This window comes from uncultured Pseudacidovorax sp., from assembly GCF_913773995.1.
Classification (GTDB): Bacteria; Pseudomonadota; Gammaproteobacteria; order Burkholderiales; family Burkholderiaceae_C; genus Xenophilus.
In genome coordinates this window covers 1-14,003 of the sequence record NZ_CAJYES010000045.1, presented here as the reverse complement: position 1 = coordinate 14,003, position 14,003 = coordinate 1, and the positions used below count along the sequence as shown (strand labels likewise).

The following is a 14,003-nucleotide window of genomic DNA, read 5'->3' as shown; positions in this document are numbered from 1 at the left end:
GCTTCGACAGGCTCAGCGCGAACGGAGGAAGGGAGCTCAGCGCCGACTGTGGGAAGGAAGCTCAGCGCGAACGGCTCCAACTGGCACCGTCGCAGGCCGTGCCCGCCGGCTCGCACAGGGCCGGTTCAGGTGCACGCCGCTACGATGCCGTCGCGGCCTCCCGCCGTGCCGGCCCCGACAGGCGCTGGCACCGGGCGGCACCCGCTTCCCCGATCCTTCTGCTGCGACCTTCATGCTCCAACAAGCGCGCATCCACCGAATCCGCTCACTCCTCGGCACCCAGGGCGCCGTGAGCACCGACCGCCTGGTGCAGGAGCTGGGTGTTTCGCGTGAGACGGTGCGGCGCGACCTGCAGGCGCTGGAGGCCGAAGGCGCCCTGCGCCGTGTGCATGGCGGCGGCGTGGGTGTGGAAGAGGCCGGCCGCGAGGCGCCGCTGGCCGTGCGCGAGGCCACGCGCGCACGGGAGAAAAAGGCCATCGCCCGGGCCGCCGCGCGCCTGCTGCGGCCGGGCCAGACGCTGCTGGTCGATGCCGGCACCACGACGGCGCTGCTGGCGCAGGAGATGGCCGGCCTGAGCGGCCTGACCATCGTGACCAATGGGCTGGAAGTGGCGCGGCACCTCACCCGCGACGAGAAGAGCCGCCGCGCCAACGAGGTGATCCTGCTCGGCGGCCAGCTGTTGACCGAGGTGCCCGCCACCTGCGGGGCGCAGACGGTGGCGGAGATCCAGCGTTACCGTGCCGACGTGGCGTTGCTCTCGCCCGTGGGCATCTGCGCCGAGCATGGCGCCAGCAGCTTCGAGCGGCCCGAAGCCGAGGTGGCGCGCGCCATGGTGGCCGCCGCGCGCCGCTGCATCGCGCTGGCCGACCACAGCAAGATCGGCCAGCGCAGCCGCATCGCCTATGCGCCCATCGGCAGCGTGCACACGCTGATCACCGATGCGCGTGCGCGACAGCGCGCAGGCATGGCCGCGCTGATGGCGTCGAGCTGCGAGGTGGTGTTCGCCTGAACCCGGCAAGAGCTACTGGCGCCAAGGTCCGCTTCCACGGCGCTTCAGGCGAGACGTCCGAATTCAGGCCGCCCGCGGCTGACGGCGCCAGCCGCCTTCCAGCAAGGAAAACATGGCCATGCCTGCCACCATGGCCACCACGAAGAGCCAGGCTTCGCGGTAGCCCGCGGCGGCGCTCACCAGCGCTGGCCCGGGACAGAAGCCCGCCAGACCCCAGCCGGCGCCGAAGACCAGGCTGCCCAGCACCAGCCGGCGGTCGATGTGCGTGGCCTTGGGCAGTTGCATGGCCGCGCCCAGCAGGCCATGGCTGCGTCGGCGCGCCAGGGCGAAGGCGGGCGCCGCCACGGCGATGGCGCCGCCCATCACGAAGGCGAGCGACGGGTCCCAGCTGCCGGCCAGGTCCAGGAAGCCCAGCACCTTGGCCGGGTCGGCCATGCCGGAGAGCAGCAGGCCCAGGCCGAAGACGAGGCCGGCGAGAAAGGCGGTCAATGCAGGCATGGCGGGTTCATCCGATCAGGTGGCGAAGCAGGAAGACCGTGGCGAAGCCGGCGGCCATGAACGCAAGCGTGGCGGCCAGGGAGCGCACCGAGCCGCGCGAGAGCCCGCACACGCCATGGCCGCTGGTGCAGCCGCTCGCGTAGCGCGTGCCAATGCCCACCAGCAGGCCTGCCACGATCAGCAGGCTGGGGCTGGCCGCGATGTGCGCGGCCGGCAGGGCGCCCCCGATCTGCCACACCATCGGCGCGGCCAGCAGCCCGATCAGGAAGGCCAGCCGCCAGGGGCGTTCGCCCGCGGGGCTGCGGCCGACCAGCGTGCCCAGGATGCCGCTGATGCCGGCGATGCGGCCATTGGCCAGCACCAGCAGCGCGGCGGAGAGGCCGATGAGGGCGCCGCCGGCGAGCGAGCGCCAGGGTGTGAAGTGGAGCCAGTCGAGGGTCATGGGAAGGTTCCTGGATGAGAAGGGAAAAGGGGTCTCACTGCGGCGCACAGAAGCTGGCATGCAGTGCCTGCATCAGCCGCAGCACCTCGGTGCTGGCCAGTGCGTAGTAGATGAACTTGCCCTCGCGCCGCGTCTGCACCAGGCCCTCCTCGCGCAGCACGCCCAGCTGCTGCGACAGGCTGGGCTGCACGATGCCGGTAGCGGCTTGCAGCTCGCCGACGTTCCGCTCGCCTTCGGCCAGCATGCACAGCAGCAGCAGGCGGTCTTCGTTGGCCATGGCCTTGAGCAGGGCACAGGCGCGGCCGGCGGAGGCACGCAACTGGGCCAGCGCCTCGGGGCCGGGGGTGGCGTCGTGATGCAGGTCGATGGAAGAAGGCGTGATGGCGGTGGGCATGTCCGACAGTTTATTGAAAAACAAAATATCTTTCAATAAACTGTTGTCCAGTCCTTTCCGCACCCCCTGATTTCCAGGAGCCACCGATGACCGACCAACCTGTTGCCGCCCGCGTCCAGCCCTTCTTCGACCCGGCCACCTTCACCATCAGCTACGTGCTCTTCGAGCGCGAGGGCGGGGCCTGTGCCATCGTCGATTCGGTGCTGGACTACGACCCCAAGTCCGGCCGCACCGCCACGCACTCGGCCGATCGCCTCATCGACTTCGTGCGTACGCACGGCCTCACGGTGCAGTGGCTGCTGGAGACGCATGCGCATGCCGACCACCTCTCGGCCGCGCCCTATCTGCAGAGGGCGCTGGGCGGCACCATCGCCATCGGCTCGGCCATCCGCACGGTGCAGGGCGTGTTCAAGAAGGTGTTCAACCTGGAGCCGGGCTTCGCGCTCGATGGATCGCAGTTCGGCCATCTGTTCGAGCCCGACGAGCTCTTCCACGTCGGTGCGTTGCGGCTGCGCGCCATGCACGTGCCCGGCCACACGCCGGCCGACATGGCCTATGTGCTGGAAGACGAAGGCGGCACCGCGCAGTTGGCCTTCGTGGGCGACACGCTCTTCATGCCCGACGTGGGCAGCGCGCGCTGCGACTTTCCCGGCGGCGATGCGCACCAGCTCTACCGCTCGGTGGAGCGCCTGCTGGCGCTGCCGCCGGCTACGCGGCTTTTCATGTGCCACGACTACCCGCCCGAGGGCCGAGCGCCGGCCTGGGAGACCACGGTGGCCGAGCAGCGACGCGCCAACATCCACCTGCACGACGGCGTGGACGAGGCCGGCTTCGTCACGATGCGCCAGGCCCGCGATGCGACCCTGGCCATGCCGGTGCTGATCCTGCCGGCCATCCAGGTCAACATCCGCGCCGGGGCGATGCCGCCGGCCGAGGCCAACGGCGTGCGCTACCTCAAGATTCCGGTGGACGTGCTGTAGCCGCCGGATGGTCGCGGCCTTCGGCCGTGTCGTCCGCCGAGGCCGGCCTGCCGCGCCGGAACAGCCGCTTGAGCCACTGCTCCAAGTCGTCCACGTAGGTGAAGGTGGCCGGGATCACCAGCAGGCTCAGGATGGTGGAGGTGACCAGCCCGCCGATCACCGCCACCGCCATCGGCGAGCGGAAGCTCATGTCCGCCTCGCCCCAGGCCAGCGCGATGGGCATCATGCCGGCACCCATGGCGAGCGTGGTCATGATGATCGGCCGCGCCCGCTTGTGGCAGGCGTCGAGCAGCGCGTCCCAGCGGCTCATGGGTGCGACGGCCGGCCGGCCGTCGCTGCCGTCGTGCCCGCGCCGGGCCACGATGGCGTACTCCACCAGCAGGATCGAGTTCTTGGTGGCGATGCCCATCAGCATCACCAGCCCGATCAGCGAGGGCATCGAGAAGCTCTTGCCCGCCAGCAGCAGCGCCACGAAGGCGCCGCCGAGCGACAGCGGCAGGGCCGCCAGGATGGTGGCCGGCTGCAGAAAGTCCTTGAACAGCAGCACCAGCACGATGTAGATGCACAGCACGCCGGTCAGCATGGCCAGGCCGAAGCTGCTGAACAGCTCGCCCATCATCTCGGCGTCGCCGACGTCGATGGTGCGCACGCTGGGCGGCAGGCCCTGGATGGCGGGCAGCGCGCGGATGGCCTCGGCCACTTCGCCCAGGCCGCGTTCGCCCAGTTCGATCTCGAAGTTGACGTTGCGCGCGCGGTCGTAGCGGCTGATGACCGCCGGGCCGCCCGCGGGCTCCAGCGTGGCGACTTCGCCCAGCCGCACCGGGCCACGCGTGCCGGGGACGGTCAGGCGCTCCAGCGTCGACAGGTTCTCGCGCGCGCTGTCGTCCAGCCGCACCACGATCGGCACCTGTCGCTGCGCCAGGTTGAGCTTGGGCAGGTACTGCTCGTAGTCGCCCACCGTGGCCACGCGCAGCGTCTCGGCGATGTCGCTGCTGGTCACGCCCAGGTCGGCGGCGCGGGCGAAGTCGGGCCGCACCGCGATCTCGGGCCGCACCAGGCTCGCGTTGGAGCTGACATTGCCCACGCCGGGGATGGTGCGCAGGTCGCGCTCTACATCGCGCGAGGCGGTGGCCAGGGCCTGCGGGTCCTCGCTGGAGAGCGCCAGGATGTACTTGTCGTTGGAGCCGCCCAGGCCCACCTTGACGCGCACGCCCGGCACCTCGGCCATCACCTGCCGCAACTCGCGCTCGATCACCTGCTTGACCGGCCGCTCGCCGCGCGGCGCGAGGCGCAGCGTCAGGGTGGCCTTGCGCGGATCGCTGCCTGCGCCGCCGGACATCGGGTCGGCGCCCGCCGCTCCGCCGCCGATGGCCACGTAGATGCTTTCGATGTGACCGACCTTGCGGATGCGCTCGCTGGCGGCCTCGACCGCGCGGCGCGTGTCGGCCAGCTTGCTGCCGGGCGGCAACTCCAGCGTCACCTGGGTCTGCACGTTGTTGTCCGGCGGGATGAAGCCCGAGGGCAGCAGCGGAATCAGCGCCAGCGAGCCCACGAAGAACACCAGCGCGCCCAGCAGCGTCAGCCCGCGGTGGCGCAGGCACCAGGCTGAGGCGCGCATGTAGCTGCGCATCCAGGCGGGCTCCTTGTCGTGGCCCACCAGCGGCTTGAGGATGTAGGCCGCCATCATGGGCGTGAGCAGCCGCGCCACCACCAGCGAGGCGAACACCGCCAGCGCTGCCGTCCAGCCGAACTGCTTGAAGAAGCGGCCCGGAATGCCGCTCATGAAGGCCGTGGGCAGGAACACCGCGATCAGCGTGAAGGTGGTGGCGATCACCGCCAGGCCGATCTCGTCGGCCGCCTCCATGGCCGCCTGGTAGGGCGACTTGCCCATGCGCAGGTGGCGCACGATGTTCTCGACCTCCACGATGGCATCGTCCACCAATATGCCCACCACCAGCGACAGCGCCAGCAGCGTGATGATGTTGATCGAGAAGCCCAGCAGGTACATGCCGATGAAGGCCGGGATGACCGACAGCGGCAGCGCCACGGCCGAGACGATGGTCGCCCGCCAGTCGCGCAAAAAGAGCCACACCACCACCACCGCCAGCAGCGCGCCTTCGTAGAGCAGGCGCATGGAGCTGTCGTACTCGCCGCGGGCGATGTCCACGAAGTCGAAGGTGCGCTGCAGCGTCAGGTGCGGGTAGTCGGCCTTGAGCTTGTCCAGCGCCTTCTCCACGCCGTCGCCTACCTCCACCTCGCTGGCGCCGCGGCTGCGCGAGATCTCGAAGCCGATCACCGGCTTGCCGTCCAGCAGGGCCAGGGCGCGCGGCTCGGCCACGGTGTCGGTGACGGTGGCCACCTCGTCCACGCGCGCATGGCGGCCATTGCCCAGCGGGATCTGCATGGCCGCCACTTCGGCGGCCGTCTTGGCGGTGGCCAGGGTGCGCAGCGGCTGCTCGGCGCCGCCCAGCTCGGCCCGGCCGCCGGCGCTTTCCATCTGCACCTGGCGCAGTGTGCGGGAGACCGTGGCTGCGGTGATGCCCAGCGACTGCATGCGCGCCGGATCGAGCGCGACGCGCACCTCGCGCGTGACGCCGCCCACGCGGGTGATGGCACCCACGCCGGGCACGGCCAGCATGCGCCGCGACAGCGTGTCGTCGACGAACCACGACAGCTGCTCGTCGTCCCAGTTGTCCGAGGCGATGGTATAGGCCTGCACCGGCTGCGAAGACAGCTCCAGCTTGGCCACGATGGGGTCGCGCAGATCGGCCGGCAGGTCGGCGCGCACACGGCTCACGGCCGAGCGCAGGTCGTCCACCGCTTCCTGCACCGGCTTCTCCAGCTCGAACTCGGTGGCGATGGTGGCCTGCCCATCGACCAGCGTGGAGGTGATGTGCTTGACGCCCTGGATGGTGGCGATCGAGTTCTCGATCTTGCGCGCCACGTCGCTTTCGAGCTGCCCCGGCGCGGCGCCGGGCAGGGCGGCGGTGACGACCACCACCGGCAGGTCCATGTCCGGGAAGTTCTGCACCTTCATGGACTTGAAGGACAGCAGCCCTGCCAGCGTCAGCAGGACGAAGAGCATCGCTGCCGGAATGGGGTTGCGGATCGACCAGGCGGAAAGGTTCATGCGCTTGGCTCCTGCGTCACTGCTTGGGCGCTGGCGCGGCTGCTGCCGGCGCGGGCTGGCCCTGCACCTGCACCACGTCGCCGTCGTTGAGGAAGGCGGCGCCGCGCTCGACCAGCTTCATCTCCGGCTTCACGCCTTCGGCGATGGCGATGCGGTCACCCGCGCGCTGGCCGGTCGTCACGCGGCGCATGGCCACCTTGCCGTCGGGGCCCACCTCGAACACGCTGGCGAAGCCGTCGCGCACCACGACGGCCGACTGCGGCACGGTGAGCTGCTCGATGCGGCCGAGCATGAACTCGCCGCGCGCATACATGCCGGCGCGTACATCGCCGTTGGCGGGCAGGTCCACATAGACCAGCGCATTGCGCGTCTGCGGATCGACCGTGGGCGCCAGGGCGCGCACCGTGCCCTCGACGGTGACGCCGCTGGCGGCCGTCACGCGGGCCTTCTGGCCCACGCGCACCTTGGGCAGCTCGTTGGAGGCCACCTCGGCCCGCCATTCGAGCCGGCCGCGGCGCACAAGGCGGAACAGCTCGGCGCCAGAGCCCACCACTGCGCCCACGGTGGCCGTGCGCGAGGAGATGACGCCGTCGTCCGGTGCCAGCACCTGCGTGTTGCGCTGGCGCACCTGCTGCGCCTGCAGCGCCGCGCGGGCAGCCTCGACGCGGGCCTTGGCGGTCTGGCCGGTGGTGAGGTACTGGTTGATCTGCGCCTGGCTCAGCGCGCCGGTGGCCGACAGCGTGCGGGCACGTTCGGCATTGGCGGCGGCATCGGCCGCGGCGGCCTCGGCCTCGGCCAGGCTGGCGCGAGCCTGGGCCACCTCGGCCTGCACCGTGTCGCCCGAGAAGGTGGCCAGCACCTGGCCCTTCTTCACCACGTCGCCCACGTTCACCCGCACGTCGGCCAGGCGCAGGCCGGCCGATTCGGAGCCGATGATGGCTTCCTGCCACGCGGCGATGTTGCCGTTGGCCGGAAGGCCGGCCACCAGGTCGGCAGGCTGCGGTTGCACCACGGTGACGGTGAGGGCAGGGCGGGCGGTGGCGGCGGGCTTGTCGGTCTTCTTGGCCGCCTCGCCCTCTGCGGGCTTGCCGCGCAGCAGGAAGAAGGCGGCCACGGCCAGGACGGCCACGACGAGGATGACGAGGAAGAGCGGGCGTCGGGAGCGTTGCATGGTGATCTTTCCGGGCGCGGGGCGGGATTCAGGGGCGCGGCGTGGCGGTGGCGCCGGTCGTGGTCGGGATTGCCGTCGTAGCGGCCTTGGCGTCTGGGGCGGCGCGGTCGGCGTTCGACTCGCCGGCAGCGGTGGCCGAGGCGGTGGCTGCGGTGTCGGCATCGGGCCGTTGCCAGCCGCCACCCACCGCGCGGTAGAGCGCGACCCAGGCTTCGTTGCTCTCGCGCTGCAGCGAGACGCGCGCGGTCTGCGCAGCGAACAGGGTGCGGCGGGCGTCCTCCAGCTCGAACAGGCTGGCCAGACCCGTCTGGTAGCGCGCCTGCGCAGCGTCGAGGTTGGCCTGATAGCCGCGCACGGCGGTGTCCGCATCGGCGGCGCGCTGGCGGGTGCTGTCGAGGTTGGTCAGCGCCTCTTCCACCTCGCGCACGGCCTGCCGCACGCTGGCGCGGTACTGCACCACGGCCTCGTCGTAGCGGGCGCGGGCGGACTCGGCATTGGCGGCCGACACGCCGCCGTCGAACAGCGGCACCGACAGCGCCACCGGGCCCACGCTCCAGGTGTCGACCGAGGCGCGGAAGCCCTGCGTGCGCAACTGCAGCCGGCCCACGCTGCCGCTGAGCGTCAGGCGCGGATAGCGCTGCGCCTGGGCCGCGCCGGCATCGGCACTGGCGGCGGCCACGGCGCGTTCGGCTGCGAAGAGGTCGGGGCGCTGCAAAAGGGTCTGGGCCGGTACGGCGTCCACGGCCGGCGGTGCGGGCAGAGCGGCGGTGGTGGACTGGGCATCGAGCCGGCGGTCGAGGTCCTCCGCCGGCAGACCCGTCAGCGCGACCAGCCCGTGGCGCAGCACGCGGCATTGGGCGCGCTGCTGCGTGAGCCGGGCCGAGGCATCGGCCGCGCTGGCGCGCGCCAGGGCCGCATCGGCCGGCGCGGTGAAGCCGGCGTCTGCGGACAGGCCGGTCAGCCGGGCGGTCTCGGTGCGCGAGCGCGTGTCGGCCTCGGTCACGGCCAACTGGCGGGCGCAGGCCCGTTCGGCGAAGTAGGCATTGGCCGTCTCGGCCGCCACGGCGATGCGGGCATCGTGCCAGCGGGCCTCGCCGGCATCCAGGCGGGCGATGGCCGCGTCGCGGCTGGCGCGCAGGCCGCCGAAGAGGTCGATCTCCCAGCTGGGCTGCAGCGTGGCCTGCAGGACGGTCGCCGGCGGCACGCTGGTGCTGCCGGTCCCGGTGGTCGTGGTGCTGCCCGTGCTGGTGCCGCTGAGCGGCGAGGCGCTGCGGGTGGCCGACAGGTTGCCGTCCAGCCGCGGCGCCAGGGCCGCGCCGGCCTGGGTGCGGGCGCCGCGGGCCTCGGTGACGCGTGCGGCGGCGCTGGCGACGTTGGGGCTGGCCGCCTGGGCGGCCTCGATCAGGTCGGCCAGCAGCGGGTCGCCGGCCTGGCGCCACCACTGCGTGAGGTCCGCCGTGGAGCCGTGGTGCGGCAGGGCGTCGGCGGGCACCGGGCTGCGCCACTGGGCGGGGGCAGGCGCCTGCACGGCGGCCGGTGGGCGGGTCACGCCGCAGGCGGCGAGGGCCAGCGCGAGCGGCAGCGCGGCCAGCAGACGGCCGGGCACTGGACGACGCGGTGCGGTGGTCGGTGTCATGCAGATGGTTCCTTGGAGGCGTCGGCTGAGCGGCGGCTGCGTTCGTCCGCCACCATGGCCAGGGCCAGGCCAGCCAGTCGTTCGGCCCACTGGTCCACGGCGCGGGTGGTGCGCAGCAGGCCGGGGCGGATCGCGTCGATGAAGTCGCGCGTCACATAGGGTTGCATGGCCAGGCCGGTGATGGCGAAGGCCAGGCGGTGGATGTCGTCGTCCACCCGGGCGTCCAGGTGGCGGGCCAGCAGCCGCACCATGGCCTGGTGCGGAGCCTTGATGTCGCGCTCGACCTCGGTGGCCCACTGGCTGCTGGGCTCCAGCATCTCGCGCAGGTGCAGGCGCATGCACTGGCGCACGAGTTCGCCGAGCTTGAGCGGCTCCAGGTAGGCGCGCATGAACACTGTCAGCGCTTCGTCGAGTGCGAGGCCGGGCGCGGACCACAGGGCGGTGGTCTCCTCTGCAGTGCCGCCCATCGGCTCGGTGAAGCAGGCGGCATAGAGCCCGGCCTTGTCGCCGAAGTAGTAGCTGATGGCGCCGATGTTCATGTCGGCGGCGGCGGCAATGGCGCGGGTGGAGGTCTTGGCGAAGCCCTGGTCGGCGAACAGGGCGAGGGCGGCCAGCAGCAGGCGCTGGCGGGCCTCGGCCCCGTCGCCCCGGGCCGGCTTGGGCAGGGCGGTGGTCATGCGCGGCGGATTAAAGCATGGAAATCAAACGAATGATTAAAGTCGGGGCGGCGATCGCGCCTTTGTCCGACGCCGCGCTAGGATCGTGCGCATGCAAGACATCCTCTGCCCCCACTGCGGCAAAGCCTTCAAGATCGACGAGTCCGGCTATGCGGACATCCTCAAGCAGGTGCGCGACAGCGACTTCGACCGTCAGCTGCACGAGCGTCTGGAACTGGCGGAGCAGGACAAGCGCAGCGCGGTCGAACTGGCGCGGGCCCAGCTCGCCAGCGAGCTGGAGCGGAAAGCCTCGGCAAGAGAGGCCGAGATCCTCGAACTCAAGGCCCGGCTCGAAGCGGGCGAGGTCGCGCGCCGGCTGGCGGTGAACGAGGCGCTGGGCGGCATCGAGCGCGAGCGCGACCAGCTCGCCCACGAGCTGGCGCAGGCCCGGCAGGAGCGCGAGTCCGCGGCCCACCTGGCCGAGGCGCGGCTGGCGAGCGAGGTGCAGAAGGCGGCGGCCGCGAAGGACGCCGAGATCCAGGCGCTCAAGGCGCGCCTGGATGCCGGCGGCATGGCCCAGCAGCTGGCCGTCACGCAGGCCGTCGGCGCGGTCGAGAAGGAGCGCGATGCCCTGCGCAACAACCTGGAGCGTGTGGCGCTCGAGAAGCAGGTGGCCGAGCAGATGCTCAAGGACAAGTACGAGACGCAGATCCGCGACCGCGACGATGCCATCGAGCGCCTGCGCGACATGAAGGCGCGCCTGTCGACCAAGATGGTCGGCGAGACGCTGGAGCAGCACTGCGAGACCGAGTTCAACCGCATCCGCGCCACGGCCTTTCCGCGCGCCTATTTCGAGAAGGACAACGACGCGCGCAGCGGCAGCAAGGGCGACTACATCTTCCGCGACCATGACGATGACGGCACCGAGATCGTCTCCATCATGTTCGAGATGAAGAACGAAAGCGACGCCACCGCCACCCGCAAGAAGAACGAGGACTTCTTCCGCGAGCTGGACAAGGACCGCACCGAGAAGGGCTGCGAATACGCGGTGCTGGTGTCGCTGCTGGAGCCCGAGAGCGAGCTCTACAACACCGGCATCGTGGACGTGTTCCATCGATACCCGAAGATGTACGTGGTGCGGCCGCAGTTCTTCCTTCCCATGGTGACGCTGCTGCGCAATGCGGCCACCAAGGCGCTGGCCTACAAGTCGGAGCTGGCCCTGGTCAAGGCGCAGAACCTGGATATCACCCGCTTCGAGACCCAGCTGGACGACTTCAAGACCGCTTTCGGCCGCAACTGGCGGCTGGCCTCCGACGGCTTCGAGGAGGCCGTCAAGCGCATCGACGAGGCGATCAAGGACCTGGAGAAGACCAAGGACGCGCTCTACAAGTCGGCCAACAACCTGCGCCTGGCCAACGACAAGGCCGAGGACCTGACGATCAAGAAGCTCACGCGCGGCAACCCGACCATGACCGCCAAGTTCGCCGAGCTGAAGGACGCGGGCAGCGACGAGGCTTGATGGCATTGGCCCCGCCGCTACGATCGCGCGCCATGTCTGCCGCTCCCTCCGACCCCACGCTGCCGCAGGATGCCCAGGGCATCCTCGCGCTGGCGGCGCGCTCGATGTTCCAGCTGTTCTCCAGCATCAGCCAGGGCATGTTCCTGATCGACCGCAGTGGCCGCATCGTGTGGGTCAACGAGGGCTACCGCCGCTTCCTGCCGGCGCTGGGCTTCGATGGCGTGGACCAGTTCGTGGGCCACATGGTGGAGGAGGTGATCCCCAACACCCAGATGCGCCGCGTGCTGGAGACCGGCGAGCCGGTGCTGGTGGACCTGCTGACCAACAAGGCCGGCACCTTCGTCGTGAGCCGACTGCCGCTGCGCGAGGAGCACGACGACGGCACGGGGCCGGTGATCGGCGCCATCGGCATCGTGCTCTTCGACCATCCGCAGACCACGCTGCAGCCGCTGGTGGCCAAGTTCGCCCTTCTGCAGCGCGACCTGGACGAGGCCCGGCGCGAGCTGGCCAGCCAGGCCAGCCGGGCGGCGCGCAACGGCCTGGAAGGCGGGCTGCCGCGCCAGGCCAAGTACAGCTTCGCCAGTTTCATCGGCAGCAGCCCGGCGGCGGTGGAGGTCAAGCGCCATGCGCGGCGCGCGGCCCAGTCCACCAGCCCGGTGCTGCTGCTGGGCGAGACGGGCACGGGCAAGGAACTGTTGGCCCATGCGATCCATGGCGCCTCGGCACGGGCGGCCGGGCCCTTCGTCAGCGTCAACATCGCGGCCGTGCCCGACACGCTGCTGGAGGCCGAGTTCTTCGGCTTCGCGCCCGGCGCCTTCACCGGTGCGGACCGGCGCGGGCGCGAGGGCAAGTTCAAGTTCGCCGACGGCGGCACGCTGTTCCTGGACGAGATCGGCGACATGCCGCTCACGCTGCAGGCCAAGCTGCTGCGCGCGCTGCAGGAAGGGGAGATTGAGCCCCTGGGCTCCAACAAGCTGGTGGCCTTCGATGCGCGGGTGATCGCCGCCACCTCGCGCGACCTGCCGGCGCTGGTGGCGCAGGGGCGCTTTCGCGAGGACCTGTACTACCGCCTCAACGTGCTGCCCATCCGCGTGCCGCCGCTGCGTGCGCGTCGCAGCGACATCCCGGCGCTGGTGGAGGCCCTGGGCGACGAGGTGGCCCAGCGCACCGGCGATGCGCCGCCCGAGCTGTTGCCCGATGCGCTGGCCCTGCTGGCGGGCCAGCACTGGCGCGGCAACATTCGCGAACTGCGCAACGTGCTGGAGCAGGTCACGATGCGAAGCGACTCGCAGCGCATCGACGCGGCGCAGCTCGAACGCATCCTCCGCGAAGCCGGACTGGAGCAGGTCGAGCTACCGGCCACCCTGCAGACCAGCCAGGACGCCGGCGAGCAGGCGGCGCTGTTGCGCCCCTTGTCGCAGCAGGTGGCCGAGCTCGAGCGCAAGGCGATCGCCGCGGCACTGGCTTCCACGGGTGGCAACAAGCTGGCGACGGCGCGGCTGCTGGGCATCTCTCGTGCGACGCTGTACGAACGGATGGCGAACCCGTGAGCGTCAAGGCACTGCGCGCCACCTTCGGGCCCAACTGCCATTGGTGCGGCCTGCCGATGGATTTCGACGAGCCCACGGGTCGGCCGGAGTCGGCCACCATCGAGCATCTGGTCGACTCGACCTTCGGCGGTGTCCGCTCCTCGAAGCACCGGCGGCTTGCGCATGCGGCCTGCAACCATGCACGCAACCAGTTCCGCCAGCGGGCCGAGCGTCAGTTCGAGCAGTGGATCGCCGAGCGCAAGACCTCAGGGAAAGCCCTGCCTGAAAGCTGAACATTCGACTGAAATTCAGGCAGGCCAGATGTTCGTAAATCAGGCAGTCCGACGCTCGGTCGAATAAAGAAGCTATTGATTTCAATGGCTTGGCAAGTGGCACGAACTGTGCAACGTTCAGTCACCTTTTTCAGGAGACAACGAATGAACCGTCGCCACCTCGTCGCCCTGGCCGCGCTCGCCGCCTCTGTCGCGGTCCCCGCTTCGGCCTGGGCCCAGTCCAACGAAATCCGCATCGCCCACGTCTACAGCAAGACCGGCCCGCTGGAGGCCTACGGCAAGCAGACCCAGACCGGCCTGATGATGGGCCTGGACTACGCCACCGGCGGCACCATGACCGTCAATGGCAAGAAGATCGTCGTGATCGAAAAGGACGACCAGGGCAAGCCCGACCTGGGCAAGTCGCTGCTGGCCGCCGCCTATTCCGACGACAAGGCGGCGCTGGCCGTCGGTCCCACGTCGTCGGGCGTGGCACTGGCCATGCTGCCGGTGGCCGAGGAATACAAGAAGCTGCTGATCGTCGAGCCCGCGGTGGCCGACTCGATCACCGGCGACAAGTGGAACAAGTACATCTTCCGCACCGGCCGCAATTCGAGCCAGGACGCGATCAGCAACGCCGTGGCGCTGGACAAGCCCGGCACCACCATCGCCACGCTGGCCCAGGACTACGCCTTCGGTCGCGACGGCGTGAAGGCTTTCAAGGACGCGGTGAAGAGGGCCAAGATCGTCCATGAGGAATACCTGCC

The 14,003-nt window shown here is 70.6% G+C and carries 13 protein-coding genes; 6 read left to right on the top strand and 7 right to left on the bottom strand.

What is annotated here, in order from left to right; translation table 11 throughout:
• Nucleotides 1–232: 232 nt before the first annotated feature.
• Nucleotides 233–1,009: a DeoR/GlpR family DNA-binding transcription regulator gene (locus QZ772_RS04340; protein WP_295523393.1), complete on the top strand. Its 777-nt coding sequence runs from the start codon at nt 233–235 to the stop codon at nt 1,007–1,009.
• Between the two features lie 63 nt (nt 1,010–1,072).
• Here the strand turns inward: QZ772_RS04340 and QZ772_RS04335 are convergent, their stop codons facing one another.
• From QZ772_RS04335 to QZ772_RS04325, 3 genes are read right to left on the bottom strand one after another with little or no spacing between them, the layout of a single operon-like run.
• Entirely contained in the window at nt 1,073–1,507 is a 435-nt protein-coding gene (locus QZ772_RS04335; protein ID WP_295523391.1) for a YeeE/YedE family protein, read from the bottom strand.
• A gap of 7 nt (nt 1,508–1,514) precedes the next feature.
• A complete protein-coding gene (locus QZ772_RS04330) occupies nt 1,515–1,949 on the bottom strand; it encodes a YeeE/YedE family protein (protein ID WP_295523389.1) in 435 nt (144 codons plus the stop codon).
• Between the two features lie 34 nt (nt 1,950–1,983).
• Nucleotides 1,984–2,343 carry a metalloregulator ArsR/SmtB family transcription factor gene (locus QZ772_RS04325; protein ID WP_295523387.1) on the bottom strand — a complete coding sequence of 120 codons (360 nt, stop codon included), beginning with the start codon at nt 2,341–2,343 and terminating at the stop codon, nt 1,984–1,986.
• A gap of 86 nt (nt 2,344–2,429) precedes the next feature.
• Here QZ772_RS04325 and QZ772_RS04320 point away from each other — a divergent pair, with 86 nt between their 5' ends.
• Entirely contained in the window at nt 2,430–3,323 is an 894-nt protein-coding gene (locus QZ772_RS04320) for an MBL fold metallo-hydrolase (protein ID WP_295523385.1), read from the top strand.
• Here the strand turns inward: QZ772_RS04320 and QZ772_RS04315 are convergent.
• Genes QZ772_RS04315 through QZ772_RS04300 form a run of 4 tightly spaced genes read right to left on the bottom strand, consistent with a single transcriptional unit; the run spans nt 3,298 to nt 9,937 of the window.
• Nucleotides 3,298–6,453: an efflux RND transporter permease subunit gene (locus tag QZ772_RS04315; protein WP_295523383.1), complete on the bottom strand. Its 3,156-nt coding sequence runs from the start codon at nt 6,451–6,453 to the stop codon at nt 3,298–3,300. The genes QZ772_RS04320 and QZ772_RS04315 overlap by 26 nt on opposite strands.
• A gap of 16 nt (nt 6,454–6,469) precedes the next feature.
• Nucleotides 6,470–7,624 (bottom strand): efflux RND transporter periplasmic adaptor subunit, encoded by a 1,155-nt coding sequence (locus tag QZ772_RS04310; RefSeq protein WP_295523380.1) that lies wholly within the window; start codon nt 7,622–7,624, stop codon nt 6,470–6,472.
• A 28-nt stretch (nt 7,625–7,652) separates the two neighbouring features.
• Entirely contained in the window at nt 7,653–9,260 is a 1,608-nt protein-coding gene (locus tag QZ772_RS04305; RefSeq protein ID WP_295523378.1) for an efflux transporter outer membrane subunit, read from the bottom strand.
• Complete coding sequence (locus QZ772_RS04300) at nt 9,257–9,937, bottom strand: CerR family C-terminal domain-containing protein (protein ID WP_295523376.1); 681 nt, start codon at nt 9,935–9,937, stop codon at nt 9,257–9,259. Before QZ772_RS04300 ends, QZ772_RS04305 begins: the two co-directional genes overlap by 4 nt.
• A 91-nt stretch (nt 9,938–10,028) precedes the next feature.
• On the opposite strand from QZ772_RS04300, the gene QZ772_RS04295 reads away from it, so the two are divergent.
• From QZ772_RS04295 to QZ772_RS04280, 4 genes are all read left to right on the top strand, one after another.
• Nucleotides 10,029–11,435 (top strand): DUF2130 domain-containing protein, encoded by a 1,407-nt coding sequence (locus QZ772_RS04295; protein WP_295523374.1) that lies wholly within the window; start codon nt 10,029–10,031, stop codon nt 11,433–11,435.
• A gap of 32 nt (nt 11,436–11,467) precedes the next feature.
• Nucleotides 11,468–12,985 (top strand): sigma 54-interacting transcriptional regulator, encoded by a 1,518-nt coding sequence (locus tag QZ772_RS04290; RefSeq protein ID WP_295523372.1) that lies wholly within the window; start codon nt 11,468–11,470, stop codon nt 12,983–12,985.
• Nucleotides 12,982–13,257 (top strand): hypothetical protein, encoded by a 276-nt coding sequence (locus QZ772_RS04285; protein ID WP_295523370.1) that lies wholly within the window; start codon nt 12,982–12,984, stop codon nt 13,255–13,257. The genes QZ772_RS04290 and QZ772_RS04285 overlap by 4 nt, the downstream gene beginning before the upstream one ends.
• Nucleotides 13,258–13,401: 144 nt before the next feature.
• A partial coding sequence (locus tag QZ772_RS04280) for an ABC transporter substrate-binding protein (protein ID WP_295523368.1) occupies nt 13,402–14,003 on the top strand: 602 nt, incomplete at its 3' end.

What these genes read in the sequence shown, in the direction of transcription:
- QZ772_RS04340 (WP_295523393.1), top strand. Translation starts at nt 233, where the DNA reads ATGCTCCAACAAGCGCGCATCCACCGAATCCGCTCACTCCTCGGCACC.
- QZ772_RS04335 (WP_295523391.1), bottom strand. Translation starts at nt 1,507, where the DNA reads ATGCCTGCATTGACCGCCTTTCTCGCCGGCCTCGTCTTCGGCCTGGGC.
- QZ772_RS04330 (WP_295523389.1), bottom strand. Translation starts at nt 1,949, where the DNA reads ATGACCCTCGACTGGCTCCACTTCACACCCTGGCGCTCGCTCGCCGGC.
- QZ772_RS04325 (WP_295523387.1), bottom strand. Translation starts at nt 2,343, where the DNA reads ATGCCCACCGCCATCACGCCTTCTTCCATCGACCTGCATCACGACGCC.
- QZ772_RS04320 (WP_295523385.1), top strand. Translation starts at nt 2,430, where the DNA reads ATGACCGACCAACCTGTTGCCGCCCGCGTCCAGCCCTTCTTCGACCCG.
- QZ772_RS04315 (WP_295523383.1), bottom strand. Translation starts at nt 6,453, where the DNA reads ATGAACCTTTCCGCCTGGTCGATCCGCAACCCCATTCCGGCAGCGATG.
- QZ772_RS04310 (WP_295523380.1), bottom strand. Translation starts at nt 7,624, where the DNA reads ATGCAACGCTCCCGACGCCCGCTCTTCCTCGTCATCCTCGTCGTGGCC.
- QZ772_RS04305 (WP_295523378.1), bottom strand. Translation starts at nt 9,260, where the DNA reads ATGACACCGACCACCGCACCGCGTCGTCCAGTGCCCGGCCGTCTGCTG.
- QZ772_RS04300 (WP_295523376.1), bottom strand. Translation starts at nt 9,937, where the DNA reads ATGACCACCGCCCTGCCCAAGCCGGCCCGGGGCGACGGGGCCGAGGCC.
- QZ772_RS04295 (WP_295523374.1), top strand. Translation starts at nt 10,029, where the DNA reads ATGCAAGACATCCTCTGCCCCCACTGCGGCAAAGCCTTCAAGATCGAC.
- QZ772_RS04290 (WP_295523372.1), top strand. Translation starts at nt 11,468, where the DNA reads ATGTCTGCCGCTCCCTCCGACCCCACGCTGCCGCAGGATGCCCAGGGC.